This is a genomic window from Pseudomonas sp. B12(2026), from assembly GCF_057767015.1.
In genome coordinates, this window is sequence record NZ_CM173430.1 from 2,011,136 (window position 1) to 2,024,684 (window position 13,549).

Consider the following 13,549-nt stretch of genomic DNA (forward strand, 5'->3'; position numbering starts at 1 on the left):
CGAAAAGGGCTGTCCATACAGCGGTTTATGGCTAAATTCCTTTGACAGCTTCGGGGGCATCCCTATAATGGCGCGCTTATGTTGAATGGACCGATACCACCTCACGTTGATCCGCGCAAACTGGTTGAGCGCGCCGCCACCCTCGAAGGTGAGCTGCCGATCGCCAGGATGCCACGTCTCAACGAGCAACTGACCAGCAGTGATGGCAATGTTCACGCGAAGTTTTCCTTCTTCCGTGACGAGCAGAAGCTGGCGGTCATGCACGTCGAACTCGACGCCGAGGTGAGCATGGTATGCCAGCGCTGTCTCGAGCCGGCCAAATTCCATGTGGGTGGTGAGTACGATTACGTCATCATCCCGGAAGGCAAGCCGATCGATGATCTGCCCAGTGGCTACGATGCGTTGGAAGTGGGGGAAGACCCCCTCGACCTGACCTCGCTGGTCGAGGACGAGCTGCTGCTCGCCTTGCCCATCGTGCCGGTCCATGACCCTGAGGAATGCCAGCAGCCGGTGGGATATGCAACAGCGCCCGATCCGAGCGAGAACGAGGAAGAGCGACCCAACCCGTTCAGCGTACTGGCGCAGTTGAAGCGTGACCCAAACGTTTAGGAGTTAATCAATCATGGCTGTTCAGCAGAACAAAAAATCCCGTTCCGCTCGTGACATGCGTCGTTCCCACGATGCCCTGGACGCGAACGCTCTGTCCGTGGAAAAGAGCACCGGTGAAGTTCACCTGCGCCACCACGTCTCCCCGGACGGTTTCTATCGCGGCCGCAAGGTCGTAGACAAGGGCTCCGACGAGTAATCCTTGTCCGCACCAATCATCGCGATTGATGCAATGGGTGGGGACTACGGTCCCCACTGCATTGTTCCGGCCTGCATTTCCTTTCTGGCCGAGTATGCCTCTCTCCAACTGGTCCTCGTCGGCCAGGCTTCCCTGATCGAAGAACACCTGCGCGACCTCTCGGCGGTCGAGCGCCAGCGTCTTCATGTTCACCATGCCAGCGAAATCGTCACGATGGACGAGCGTCCGTCCCAGGCGTTGCGCGGCAAGCCCGATTCCTCCATGCGTGTTGCCCTCGAACTGGTTCGGGATGGCAAGGCCCATGCCTGCGTCAGCGCCGGCAATACCGGTGCGTTGATGGCGCTGTCCCGTTATCTGTTGAAGACGCTGCCCGGCATCGATCGGCCGGCAATGGTCACCGCCGTGCCGACGCAGACCGGCCACTGCCATCTGCTCGACCTGGGTGCCAATGTCGATTGCAGTGCCGAGCATCTGTACCAGTTCGCCATCATGGGCGCCGTGGCGGCCGAGACGCTGGGCAAGCAGAACCCCAGGGTGGCGCTGCTGAATGTCGGTACCGAGGACATCAAGGGCAACCAGCAGGTGAAGCTGGCGGCCAGTCTGCTGCAGCAGGCCCGGGGCGTGAACTACATCGGCTACATCGAAGGTGACGGCTTGTACCGTGGGCTGGCGGATGTAGTGGTGTGTGACGGCTTCGTCGGCAATATCCTGCTCAAGTCCAGCGAGGGTCTGGCGGCCATGGTCGCGTCGCGCCTGGAGGAGTTGTTCAACTCCAGCCTGGCCGCCAAGGCGGTGGGGCTGATGGCGATGCCGTTTCTCCGTCGTCTGCGCGGCGATCTCACGCCATCGCAACACAATGGCGCGAGTTTCCTGGGTTTGCAGGGGATCGTGGTGAAAAGCCACGGCAGCGCGAAGGAGGAGGGAATCCAGAGTGCATTGCGTCGAGCGCTGCTGGAAGTTCGCGAGAATCTGCCCCAGCGGCTGCATGGCCGCCTGGAACATCTGCTCTAATGTGTGACCGCGGCCGTCAGGCCGTCATCCAACTGTCAGTTCGATACGCCAGCCTTGTGCCGGCGTTATCCATTTGATGAATCAGACAAAAGGGACCTGTTGCAATGTCCGCATCCCTCGCCTTCGTATTCCCCGGTCAAGGTTCGCAGTCCCTCGGCATGCTCGCCGAGCTGGGCGCCCAGCACGCCATCGTGCGCGATACCTTTGCCGAAGCTTCCGCCGCTCTGGGTTATGACCTCTGGGCTCTGGTGCAGGAGGGGCCGGAAGAGCGCCTGAACCAGACCGACAAGACCCAGCCCGCGATCCTGGCCGCTTCCATTGCGCTGTGGCGCCTGTGGCAAGCCGAAGGTGGCGCGCAGCCGGCCTACGTTGCCGGCCATAGCCTGGGCGAATATTCCGCGCTGGTCGCTGCCGGCAGCCTGGCCTTCGCCGATGCGGTGAAGCTGGTGGAGCGCCGCGGTCAGCTGATGCAGGAGGCCGTTCCGGCCGGTACCGGCGGCATGGCGGCCATTCTCGGCCTGGAAGACGCTGATGTGCTGGCGGCCTGCGCCGAAGCGGCCCAGGGCGAAGTGGTCAGCGCCGTGAACTTCAACGCACCGGGCCAGGTGGTGATCGCCGGCGCGGCCAAGGCCGTCGAGCGCGCCATCGAGGGTTGCAAGGCGCGTGGCGCCAAGCGCGCTGTGGCGCTGCCGGTCAGCGTGCCGTCGCACTGCGAGCTGATGCGTCCGGCTGCCGAGCGTTTCGCCGAGGCCGTCGAAGCCATCCAGTGGCAGATGCCGCAGATTGCCCTGGTGCAGAACGTCACCGCCCAGGTTCCGGCTGATCTGGCCGCGCTCAAGCGCGACCTGTTGGCGCAGCTGTACAGCCCGGTGCGCTGGGTGGAGAGCGTGCAGTTGCTGGCCGAGAAAGGCATCACCGACCTGGTCGAGTGCGGCCCGGGCAAGGTGCTGGCAGGTTTGAACAAGCGTTGCGCCAAGGGCGTGACCACCCACAATCTGGACTCCGCGGACGCCTTCGGGGCGGCACGCGCGGCGCTGGCTTAACAGGAGATAAAGCATGAGTCTGCAAGGTAAGGTTGCACTGGTTACCGGCGCGAGCCGCGGTATCGGCCAGGCCATCGCCCTGGAACTGGGCCGCATGGGTGCCAAAGTGATCGGCACCGCCACCAGCGAGTCCGGTGCACAGAAGATTTCCGAATACCTCAAGGCCAACGGCATCGAGGGCGTGGGCATGGTGCTCGACGTGTCCAATGACGAGTCCGTGGCCAGCACCCTCGAGGCCATCCAGAAAGACGCCGGCGCGCCGCTGATCGTCGTCAATAACGCAGGCATCACCCGCGATAACCTGCTGATGCGCATGAAAGACGACGAGTGGTTCGATGTGGTCAACACCAACCTCAACAGCCTCTACCGTCTGTCGAAAGCCGTGCTGCGCGGCATGACCAAGGCACGCTGGGGCCGCATCATCAACATCGGCTCGGTGGTCGGCGCCATGGGCAATGCCGGGCAGACCAACTACGCTGCCGCCAAGGCCGGTCTGGAAGGCTTCACCCGCGCCCTGGCGCGCGAAGTCGGTTCCCGTGCTATCACTGTCAACGCGGTTGCGCCGGGCTTCATCGACACCGACATGACACGTGAGCTGCCCGAAGCGCAGCGTGAGGCGCTGCTCGGTCAGATTCCGCTGGGTCGACTGGGGCAAGCCGAAGAGATCGCCAAAGTGGTAGCATTCCTCGCTTCCGAGGGCGCAGCTTATGTAACGGGTGCCACGGTGCCGGTGAATGGCGGAATGTACATGAGTTGATGTGACGTGTTCCTTCGTGGCGATGTCATATGCGCTGTCTAAAATTCCCACAGCACTGCAACTGGGAGTAGACAGAGCATTCGGGTAGCCGCGAAGGGGCGTCAGCGTTCAGCTTGAAATGCAGAAAACCCTTTCTATACACTTACCCGCAGCCCAGCTGTACGGATTTTCCATAGGAGTGAAAACAAGGTATGAGCACCATCGAAGAACGCGTCAAGAAGATCGTTGCTGAGCAACTCGGCGTTAAGGAAGAAGAAGTCACCAACAGCGCTTCCTTCGTTGAAGACCTGGGCGCCGACTCCCTTGACACCGTTGAGCTGGTGATGGCTCTGGAAGAGGAATTCGAGACCGAAATCCCCGACGAGCAAGCCGAAAAGATCACCACCGTTCAGGAAGCCATCGACTACATCGTTGCCCACCAGGCATAAGACGTAGTCGTCGGTTCCCCGACGAAAGAAGCCGCACGGCCTGCAAAGGCGTGCGGCTTTTCTTTAACGCCGGCACGGTGCCGGCGGTGAACCGCTAGAGAGGAAGTCACAGTGTCGCGTAGACGCGTAGTCATCACCGGCATGGGCATGCTGTCGCCCCTGGGTGTGGATGTGCCGAGCAGTTGGGAAGGCATTCTCGCCGGGCGCAGTGGTATCGCCCCGATCGAACACATGGACCTGTCCGCCTTTTCCACCCGCTTCGGCGGCTCGGTGAAGGGGTTCGACGTCGAGCAGTACATGTCCGCCAAGGAAGCTCGCAAACTCGACCTGTTCATCCAGTACGGCCTGGCCGCCAGTTACCAGGCGGTTCGCGATTCCGGCCTGGAAGTCACCGACGCCAACCGCGAGCGCATCGGCGTCGCCATCGGCTCGGGCATTGGCGGTCTGACCAATATCGAGAACACCTGCCGTTCGCTGTTCGAGCAGGGCCCGCGGCGCATTTCGCCGTTCTTCGTGCCCGGCTCGGTCATCAACATGGTTTCCGGGTTCCTGTCGATCAACCTCGGTCTGCAGGGCCCCAACTACGCCATCACCACCGCCTGCACCACCGGCACCCACAACATCGGCATGGCCGCGCGCAATATCGCCTATGGCGAGGCTGACGTGATGGTCGCCGGCGGTGCCGAGATGGCCGCCTGCGGTCTCGGCCTGGGTGGCTTCGGCGCTGCCCGCGCGCTGTCCACCCGCAACGACGAGCCGGCCAAGGCCAGCCGTCCGTGGGACAAGGACCGCGATGGCTTCGTGCTCTCCGACGGCGCCGGTGCCCTGGTGCTGGAAGAACTGGAGCACGCCAAGGCCCGCGGCGCGCGGATCTACGCCGAGCTGGTCGGTTTCGGCATGAGCGGCGACGCGTACCACATGACCTCGCCGCCGCAGGATGGCGCGGGCGCCGCGCGCTGCATGAAGGCGGCGCTGCGCGATGCCGGCGTGAACCCGGAGCAGGTCGACTACATCAATGCCCACGGTACTTCCACGCCGGCCGGCGACATCGCGGAAATCGCCGCGGTGAAGTCGATCTTCGGCGACCACGCCTACAAGCTGTCGATGAGCTCCACCAAGTCCATGACCGGCCACCTGCTGGGCGCCGCCGGCGCGGTGGAGGCGATCTTCTGCGTGCTGTCGATGCGCGATCAGATCGCTCCGCCGACCATCAACCTGGACAACCCCGACGAAGGCTGCGACCTGGACCTGGTCGCCCACCATCCCAAGGAGCGTCCGGTCGAGGTCGCGCTGTCGAACTCCTTCGGTTTCGGTGGCACCAACGGCTCCCTGGTGTTCCGCCGGTTCCACGGCTGATGCTGAGCTGGGTCGACGGCCGCTGCGCCGAGGCGCTGTCCGTGAGAGATCGCGGACTGGCCTACGGCGACGGCCTGTTCGAAACCATCCGCGTGTCGGCGGGCCGTCCGCGCCTGCTGGCACGCCACCTGGCGAGGCTGGAGGAGGGCGTGCAGCGCCTGTCCCTGCCGGTCTCGCTGGAGCGGGTCGAAGATGAGATGCTGCGCTTCTGTACGGCCCTGGGCGACGGCGTCGCCAAGCTGATGCTGACCCGTGGCGAAGGCGCGCGCGGCTATGCGCCACAGGCGAACGCCGAGGTGCGCCGCCTGTTGCTCGGCTCGCCGGCGCCGGCCTATCCGGCGCAGCACCGGGAGGAGGGCGTGCGGCTCTTCCCCTGTGCCACTCGCCTGGCCGAGCAACCGCTGCTGGCCGGTCTCAAGCACCTCAATCGCCTGGAGCAGGTGCTGGCCCGTGCCGAGTGGGACGATCCGGCCTTTGCCGAAGGTCTGATGCGCGATATGTCCGGCCGGATCATCGAAGGCGTGTTCAGCAACCTGTTCCTGGTCCGGGGCGGTGAACTGATCACCGCCGACCTCAGCCGCTGCGGTGTCGCCGGCGTGATGCGCGCCGAGGTGATCGAGCGCGCTGCCGGGCTCGGGCTACCGGTCATCGTGCGGGACATCGACTTCGCCGAACTGGCGCAGGTCGACGAGGTCTTTCTCTGCAACAGCCTCTACGGTATCTGGCCGGTACGCGGCGCCGCCGGCCGTGCTTGGCCGGTCGGGCCGCTGACCCGTAAACTGCAAGACCAACTTCGCGAACTTCTGGATTCCTGACACGTGATGCGCAAATTGCTGGTGCTGCTGGAAGGCGGCCTGCTGCTGGTCGGGCTCGTGCTGGGCCTGGCGGCCTGGGAGCAGCACCGCGCGCTGCAACAGCCGCTCCAGCTCACCGAGGAGCGCCTGCTCGATGCGCCTTCCGGAGCGACGCCGGGCGGGCTGCTGACCCGGCTGCAGGACGAGGACGTGCTGCATGGCGCGTTCTGGCTGCGCCTGTACTGGCGCTTCAATCTGTCCGGCGAGGCCCTGCACAGCGGCGAATACCGCCTCAAGCCCGGCATGACCGCCGCCGAGCTGCTCGAGCTGTGGCGCGACGGCGACGTGGTGCAGTACGACCTGACCCTGGTCGAAGGCTGGACCTTCCACCAGGTGCGCGACCTGCTCGCCCGCCAGCCCAAGCTCGGCCAGAGCCTGGCCGGCCTCAGCGATGCCGAGGCGATGGCCAGGCTGGGCAAGCCGGGCGTTTTTCCCGAGGGGCGGTTCTTCCCGGACACCTACCGTTTCGTCCGCGGCACCCGGGACGTCGACCTGCTGAAGCAGGCCTACCAGCGCATGGACAACATCCTCGCCGAAGAGTGGGACAAGCGTGACCCGAAGCTGCCCTACAAGGATGCCTACCAGGCGCTGATCATGGCCTCGCTGGTGGAGAAGGAAACCGGCGTACCGCAGGAGCGCGGGCAGATCGCCGGGGTCTTCGTGCGCCGCCTGCAGAAGAACATGCTGCTGCAGACCGACCCGACCGTCATCTACGGCATGGGCGAACGCTACAGCGGCAGGATCACCCGCGCCGACCTGCGCGAGGTGACCCCCTACAACACCTACGTGATCGCCGGCCTGCCGCCGACGCCCATCGCCCTGCCGGGGCGCGAGGCGATCCACGCGGCGCTCAATCCGGTGCCCGGACAGAGCCTGTATTTCGTCGCGCGCGGCGATGGCAGCCATGCCTTTTCCGACAACCTCGACGATCACAACAAGGCGGTCCAGGAGTTCCAGCTCAAGCGCCGCGCCGACTACCGTTCCAGTCCGGCGCCGCTGTCCGCGCCGAATGCGCCTGCCGGCGACGCCCCGGCGGCGCAGTAGTCCGGCAGCCAAGGCCCGACAAGTTCAAGGCCCGACAAAGTTAAGGCCCGACAAAGTTAAGGAGAGCCGAGTGACCGGCCTGTTCATCACCCTGGAAGGCCCCGAAGGCGCGGGCAAGAGCACCAACCGCGAGTACCTGGCCGAGCGCCTGCGCGAGCGCGGCGTCGAAGTCCAGCTGACCCGCGAGCCCGGCGGCACCCCGCTGGCCGAGCGCATCCGCGAGCTGCTGCTGGCGCCCAGCGCTGAACGGATGGCGGTGGACACCGAACTGCTGCTGGTCTTCGCCGCCCGCGCCCAGCACATCGCCGAGGTGATCCGCCCGGCCCTGGCGCGCGGCGCCGTGGTGCTGTGCGACCGTTTCACCGACGCCACCTACGCCTACCAGGGCGGCGGCCGCGGCCTGCCGGTGGAGCGTATCGCGCAGCTGGAAAGCTTCGTCCAGGGCGACCTGCGCCCGGACCTGACCCTGGTCTTCGACCTGCCGGTGGAGATCGGCCTGTCCCGCGCCGCCGCCCGTGGCCGCCTGGACCGATTCGAGCAGGAAGGCCGTGCCTTCTTCGAGGCGGTGCGCAGCACCTATCTGGCGCGCGCCCGCGCGGAGCCTGCGCGTTACCGCATCGTCGATGCCGCCCAGCCGCTGGCCGAGGTGCAGCGCAAGCTGGACGAACTGTTGCCGACCCTGCTGGAGCGCCTGCATGGCTGACATCTATCCCTGGCAGCAGGGTCTCTGGCAGCAACTGAGCGGGCGCGAGCGGCATGCCCACGCCTACCTGCTGCACGGCCCGGCCGGTATCGGCAAGCGCGTGCTGGCCGAGAACCTGCTGCACCTGCTGCTCTGCCAGAAACCGACGGGCGGCAAGGCCTGCGGCCAGTGCAAGGCCTGCCAGCTGCTCGCCGCCGGCACCCACCCGGACTGCTTCCTGCTGGAGCCGGAGGAGTCGGAGAAGCCGATCCGCGTCGACCAGGTGCGCGAACTGGTGGACTTCGTGGTGCAGACCGCCCAGTTGGGCGGACGCAAGGTGGTGCTGCTGGAGCCCGCCGAAGCGATGAACCTGAACGCCGCCAACGCGCTGCTGAAAAGCCTGGAGGAGCCGTCCGGCGACACGGTGCTGCTGCTGATCAGCCACCAGCCCAGCCGCCTGCTGCCGACCATCAAGAGCCGCTGCGTGCAGCAGGCCTGCCCGCAGCCGAGCGCGGAGCAGAGCCGCGCCTGGCTGGCCGGCGCGCTGCCGGAGGAGTCGACGGAAGGACTGGACGAGTTGCTGGTGCTGGCCGGCGGTTCGCCCCTCACCGCGCTGCGCCTGCATGGGCAGGGCGTTCGCGAGCAGCGCGCGCTGGTGGTGGAGGGGGTGAAGAAGCTGCTCAAGCAGCAGGTCGCCCCCAGCCAGCTGGCGGAGAGCTGGAATTCGCTGCCCTTGCCGCTGCTGTTCGACTGGTTCTGCGACTGGGCATTGCTGACCCTGCGCTACCAGCTGGCGCGCGACGAAGCCGGCCTCGGGCTGGCCGATATGCGCAAGGTGGTACAGTACCTCGCCGAGAAATCGGCGCAGGGCAAGGTGCTGGCGATCCAGGACTGGCTGCTCGCGCAGCGGCAGAAAGTCCTGAACAAAGCCAATCTCAACCGTGCCTTGCTTCTCGAAGCCTTGCTCGTGCAGTGGGCAAGCCTTCCCGGGCCGGGCTAGAATCCGCCCATGGATACAACTGCCAGGACAGCTGAATGAGCTTGCCACCGAATCTGGGTCCGCGTAACGGAATCCTGTCCCTGACCATCAAGGACAAGTCCGTGCTGTATGCCGCCTACATGCCGTTCATTCGCAACGGTGGGTTGTTCATTCCGACCAACAAGACCTACAAGCTGGGCGACGAGGTCTTCATGCTGCTCAACCTGATGGACGAGCCGGAGAAGATCCCGGTGGCCGGCAAGGTGGTCTGGATCACCCCCAAGGGCGCCCAGGGCAACCGCGCCGCCGGCATCGGCGTGCAGTTCAACGATGGCGACAACACCGCGCGCAACAAGATCGAGACCTACCTCGCCGGCGCGCTGAAATCGGATCGCCCGACCCATACCATGTAGAATTGGCGGGCTTTACAGGCTGCACACGCGAAGCGCCCGAATGGGCGCTTCGTCATTTTCCGGAGAATGCTTTCATGCTGGTCGATTCCCACTGCCACCTCGATCGCCTCGATCTCGCTGCCCACGGCGGTTCGCTGGATGCCGCACTGGAGGCTGCCCGTGCGCGCGGTGTGAGCCAGTTCCTGTGCATCGGCGTCAGCGCCGACAATGCCAAGGCGGTCAAGGACCTGGCCGAGCGCTATGCCGACGTGCACTGCTCGGTGGGCGTCCATCCGCTGGACCTGGAGCCGGGCGGCGCGCCGGCGCTGGACTGGCTGCTGGGCGAGCTGAATCACCCGCGCGTGGTCGCCATCGGCGAGACCGGCCTGGACTACCACTACGAGCCCGAGGCCGCCGAGCGGCAGCAGGAAGCCTTCCGCCTGCACCTGGAGGCGGCGAAGGTCACCGGCAAGCCGGTCATCGTGCATACCCGCGAGGCGCGCGCCGATACCCTGGCGCTGCTGCGCGAGGCCGCGCTGCCGCAGGCCGGCGTGCTGCACTGCTTCACCGAGGACTGGGAGATGGCCAGGGCGGCGCTGGATATCGGCTTCTACATCTCGCTGTCGGGCATCGTCACCTTCCGCAATGCCGAGCAGTTGCGCGAGGTGGCGCGCCAGGTGCCGGCCGACCGCCTGCTGGTGGAAACCGATTCGCCCTACCTGGCGCCGGTGCCGTACCGCGGCAAGCCGAACCTGCCGGAATACGTGCGCGAGGTGGCCGAGTACCTGGCCGTGCTGCGCGGCGTGAGCTTCGAGACCCTGGCCGAACAGACCACCGCCAACTTCCATCGGCTGTTCCCGCTGGCCGCCTGATGGCCGGCGCGGCTCCGACTACAAAAATCGCGCGCAAAAAAAACCCGGGTTCTGGGGGATGAATCCGGGTCAAGACCATTAGGAGTGTAACAATAAGGTACGCGATCCTCGGTACCTTCACCGGCGGGACACTTGGGGGGAGATGCCGCGCACCGGTATCTACAAGTATTGGTCAAGATGACGCGGCTGCCACAGGGGGCCGGGTATTTTTTAAACGGATTTGGAATACATCACGGCGGGTTGAGCACCCGGACTCATTCCCGCGCCAGATCGGCGATCAATGCCAGGGTGTCTTCGATCACCTTCTCCGGTGTGTAGAAGTGCGGCGAGAAGCGGATGCCGGCGCCGCGCTGGATGCACACCACCTGTTCTGCGCGCAGGCGCTCCAGTAACCGGGCGTTGTCCCAGCCGGCCAGGTTGAAGGTCAGGATGCCCGCGCGCCGCGCCGGATTCAGCGGGCTGTGCAGGGCCGCGCCGGGAATCCGCGCCAGTCCGTCCTGCAACTGCTGCACGCGCGCCTGAACCAGGGCGCCCACCTTCGCCATGCCGACTTCCTCCAGCAGGCTCAGGCTGGCGTCCAGCGCCACCGCGCCGAGCATGTTCGGGCTGCCGCACTCGAAGCGCCGCGCGCTATGCGCCGGCTGCCAGTCGGCCTGGTCGTAGTTGCCGGCGTTTTCCAGCATGTGCCAGCCGTACTCCTGCAGCGCCAGTTGTTGCCGTTCGGCGGCGCGGCAATAGAACACCCCCAGGCCTTCCGGGCCGAGCATCCACTTGTGGCCGTCGGCCATGGCGAAGGCGCAGTCGTAGAGCTGGACGTCGAAGGGCAGGGCGCCGAGCTGCTGGATGGCGTCGATGCAGAACAGCACGCCGCGCTGGCGGCAGCCCGCGCCGAGGCGCTCCAGGTCCATGCGCAGCCCGCTGGCGTACTGCACGGCGCTGATCGACAGCAGGCGCGTGCGCGGGCCGCAGGCGGCGAGCAGGTCGCCCTCGGGATCGCTGCCGTCGAGGCTGACCTGGATGACCTCGACGCCCTTGGGCTTGAGCGCTTCCCAGACGACCCGGTTGGAGGGGAATTCCTGGTCGCTGATCACCACCTGGTCGCCCGCCCGCCAGTCCAGGCCGAAGGCGACGAACGACAGCGCCTCCGAGGTGTTCTTCACCAGGGCGATATCGCCGCTGGTCCGGGCGTTGAGCAGGCGGGTCAGGCGCTCGCGCAGGCGCTTCTCGATGGTCAGCCACTGCGGGTAGTCGCGGGCGCCGAGCAGGATGTTCTCCTGGGCGAAGGCGGCCACGGCGTCTGCCGAGCGCTTCGGCCAAGGCGCCACGGCGGCGTGGTTCAGGTAGCGCAGGCCGGTCTGTTGGGGGAATTCGTGGGAGAAGCTAATCATGTCGGATGATCCGTGCAATTTGGCGCTGAATAGGCATAATACCCGGCTTCGAATTTTGACTATTTTTGACCGAACAGTCTTTTTATGCAGAAAGAGCCGCGCAAGGTTCGCGAATTCCGTCGTCGCGAACAGGAAATCCTCGACACCGCCCTCAAGCTGTTCCTGGAGCAGGGCGAAGACAGTGTCACGGTCGAAATGATCGCCGATGCCGTGGGCATCGGCAAAGGCACCATCTACAAGCACTTCAAGTCCAAGGCCGAGATCTACCTGCGCCTGATGCTGGACTACGAGCGCGACCTGGCGGCGCTGTTCCATTCCGAAGACGTGGCGCGGGACAAGGAGCGCCTGTCGCGCGCCTACTTCGAGTTCCGCATGCGCGATCCGCAGCGCTACCGCCTGTTCGACCGCCTGGAAGAGAAGGTGGTGAAGACCAGCCAGGTCCCGGAGATGGTCGAGGAGCTGCACAAGATCCGCGAGTCCAACTTCGAGCGCCTGAGCCAGCTGATCAAGGAGCGCATCGCCGCCGGCAAGCTGGAAGACGTGCCGCCTTACTTCCACTACTGCGCGGCCTGGGCGCTGGTGCATGGCGCCGTGGCGCTGTACCACTCGCCGTTCTGGCGCGAAGTGCTGGAGGACCAGGAGGGCTTCTTCCAGTTCCTCATGGACATCGGCGTGCGCATGGGCAACAAGCGCAAGCGCGACGGCGATACGCCGGCCGCCTGAGTCGATATTCGCGCTGCCTACCGTCGCTCGTGCGACAGGGCGGCGGGCGAGGGCGGGGATATACTTGTCGGGTATTCTCCGCCGGAGCCGAGCATGATCGTCGACCGCCAGGGCAGGCGCTTCCGCAACCTGCGGGTCAGCCTGACCGCCGCGTGCAACTACGCCTGCACCTACTGCGTGCCGGACGGCAAGCGTCTGGTCGCCGCCCAGGACGAGCTTTCGGCCGATGCCCTGGTCCGCGGCGTCGCCTACCTGATCGAGGCCGCCGGGATCGAGCGGCTGCGCATCACCGGCGGCGAGCCGCTGGTCAGTCCCAAGCTGGAGGCCTTCCTCCACGGGGTCAGCCGCCTCGGCCTGCGCGATATCAGCCTCACCACCAATGGCCAGCTGCTCTCGCGCAGGCTGCCGTTGCTGGTGGATTGCGGCATCCGCCGCCTCAATGTCTCGCTCGATACCCTGGATGCCGAGGCCTTCCGCCGCATCGCCCGTGGCGGCGATCTGGCGACGGTGCTCAAGGGCCTGGACGAAGCGCGGGCGGCGGGCCTGAAGATCAAGCTCAACATGGTGCCGCTGCGTGGCCAGAACCTGGATCAGGCGGTGCCGCTGCTGGACTACTGCCTGGCGCATGGCTTCGAGCTGCGTTTCATCGAGCTGATGCGCATGGGGCACCTGGCCCGCGATCCGAATGCGTTCAACCGGCAGTTCGTCGGCATGCCGGAGCTGCTGGCGCTGATTGGCGAGCGGCACGGTTACGTGCAGGCCGATGCGCCGGTGGATGCCACCGCGCTGCGCTACGAAGTGCCGGGGCAGGGCTTCTTCGGCGTGATCGCCAACGAAAGCGTGCCGTTCTGCCGGACCTGCTCGCGCCTGCGTCTGTCGTCCACCGGCTGGCTGCACGGCTGCCTGTCGTCGAGCAACCGCCACTACATCGGCGATCTCCTCGACAAACCCCGCCACCAGGCCCTGCCGGCGCTGCAGCGCCTGCTGGTGCAGGCCCTGGCGGACAAGCAGGAGCTGGCCTTCTCTGGCGGTGTCACGGTGATGAAGATCATCGGCGGCTGATCCGCCAGTTCCCGTTGGCTTCCGGCTGAAGCAGAATGGGCGCCGCGCCGCTGCGGCGCATGGTTGTCCGGCCAAGTCGCGCCTGCCTGCCGTTTCCCGAGTCGTATCCCGGCCCGCACTGTCCCGCGCGCCGGACAATATTCCTCGCCCCTG

General features: G+C 65.9%; 16 protein-coding genes. 15 read left to right on the forward strand and 1 reads right to left on the reverse strand.

What is annotated here, in order from left to right:
* Window positions 1–78: 78 nt before the first annotated feature.
* From AC3B6A_RS09450 to AC3B6A_RS09510, 13 genes are all read left to right on the forward strand, one after another.
* Window positions 79–609 (forward strand): YceD family protein, encoded by a 531-nt coding sequence (locus AC3B6A_RS09450; RefSeq protein ID WP_488402260.1) that lies wholly within the window; start codon window positions 79–81, stop codon window positions 607–609.
* A 13-nt stretch (window positions 610–622) separates the two neighbouring features.
* Window positions 623–805, forward strand: a complete 183-nt coding sequence (gene rpmF, locus AC3B6A_RS09455) for a 50S ribosomal protein L32 (protein WP_009621425.1) — start codon at window positions 623–625, stop codon at window positions 803–805.
* A gap of 3 nt (window positions 806–808) precedes the next feature.
* Window positions 809–1,816: a phosphate acyltransferase PlsX gene (gene plsX / locus AC3B6A_RS09460; protein WP_488402262.1), complete on the forward strand. Its 1,008-nt coding sequence runs from the start codon at window positions 809–811 to the stop codon at window positions 1,814–1,816.
* A gap of 104 nt (window positions 1,817–1,920) precedes the next feature.
* A complete protein-coding gene (gene fabD / locus AC3B6A_RS09465) occupies window positions 1,921–2,859 on the forward strand; it encodes an ACP S-malonyltransferase (protein ID WP_488402263.1) in 939 nt (312 codons plus the stop codon).
* 13 nt (window positions 2,860–2,872) lie between these two features.
* Window positions 2,873–3,616: a 3-oxoacyl-ACP reductase FabG gene (gene fabG, locus AC3B6A_RS09470; protein WP_488402264.1), complete on the forward strand. Its 744-nt coding sequence runs from the start codon at window positions 2,873–2,875 to the stop codon at window positions 3,614–3,616.
* A 191-nt stretch (window positions 3,617–3,807) separates the two neighbouring features.
* The gene (gene acpP / locus AC3B6A_RS09475) at window positions 3,808–4,044 is read left to right on the forward strand and encodes an acyl carrier protein (protein ID WP_015477931.1); all 237 of its coding nucleotides are present in this window, start codon (window positions 3,808–3,810) and stop codon (window positions 4,042–4,044) included.
* A gap of 111 nt (window positions 4,045–4,155) precedes the next feature.
* On the forward strand, window positions 4,156–5,400 hold the full coding sequence (gene fabF / locus AC3B6A_RS09480) for a beta-ketoacyl-ACP synthase II (protein WP_488402266.1): 1,245 nt from the start codon (window positions 4,156–4,158) through the stop codon (window positions 5,398–5,400).
* Entirely contained in the window at window positions 5,400–6,215 is an 816-nt protein-coding gene (gene pabC, locus AC3B6A_RS09485; protein WP_488402268.1) for an aminodeoxychorismate lyase, read from the forward strand. Before fabF ends, pabC begins: the two co-directional genes overlap by 1 nt.
* A gap of 6 nt (window positions 6,216–6,221) precedes the next feature.
* A complete protein-coding gene (mltG, locus tag AC3B6A_RS09490) occupies window positions 6,222–7,298 on the forward strand; it encodes an endolytic transglycosylase MltG (RefSeq protein ID WP_488403554.1) in 1,077 nt (358 codons plus the stop codon).
* A 70-nt stretch (window positions 7,299–7,368) separates the two neighbouring features.
* Entirely contained in the window at window positions 7,369–8,001 is a 633-nt protein-coding gene (tmk, locus tag AC3B6A_RS09495; protein WP_488402269.1) for a dTMP kinase, read from the forward strand.
* Entirely contained in the window at window positions 7,994–8,980 is a 987-nt protein-coding gene (locus AC3B6A_RS09500; RefSeq protein WP_488402270.1) for a DNA polymerase III subunit delta', read from the forward strand. Before tmk ends, AC3B6A_RS09500 begins: the two co-directional genes overlap by 8 nt.
* Before the next feature lie 35 nt (window positions 8,981–9,015).
* On the forward strand, window positions 9,016–9,372 hold the full coding sequence (locus AC3B6A_RS09505) for a PilZ domain-containing protein (RefSeq protein ID WP_009621447.1): 357 nt from the start codon (window positions 9,016–9,018) through the stop codon (window positions 9,370–9,372).
* Between the two features lie 74 nt (window positions 9,373–9,446).
* Window positions 9,447–10,223, forward strand: coding sequence for a TatD family hydrolase (locus tag AC3B6A_RS09510; protein ID WP_488402272.1), 777 nt, complete (start codon window positions 9,447–9,449; stop codon window positions 10,221–10,223).
* A 254-nt stretch (window positions 10,224–10,477) separates the two neighbouring features.
* Here the strand turns inward: AC3B6A_RS09510 and AC3B6A_RS09515 are convergent, their stop codons facing one another.
* Window positions 10,478–11,611, reverse strand: coding sequence for an aminotransferase class V-fold PLP-dependent enzyme (locus AC3B6A_RS09515; protein WP_488402273.1), 1,134 nt, complete (start codon window positions 11,609–11,611; stop codon window positions 10,478–10,480).
* 84 nt (window positions 11,612–11,695) lie between these two features.
* Here AC3B6A_RS09515 and AC3B6A_RS09520 point away from each other — a divergent pair, with 84 nt between their 5' ends.
* Entirely contained in the window at window positions 11,696–12,334 is a 639-nt protein-coding gene (locus tag AC3B6A_RS09520; RefSeq protein WP_488402275.1) for a TetR/AcrR family transcriptional regulator, read from the forward strand.
* Window positions 12,335–12,427: 93 nt separating this feature from the next.
* On the forward strand, window positions 12,428–13,396 hold the full coding sequence (locus tag AC3B6A_RS09525; protein WP_488402276.1) for a GTP 3',8-cyclase MoaA: 969 nt from the start codon (window positions 12,428–12,430) through the stop codon (window positions 13,394–13,396).
* Window positions 13,397–13,549: the final 153 nt, after the last annotated feature.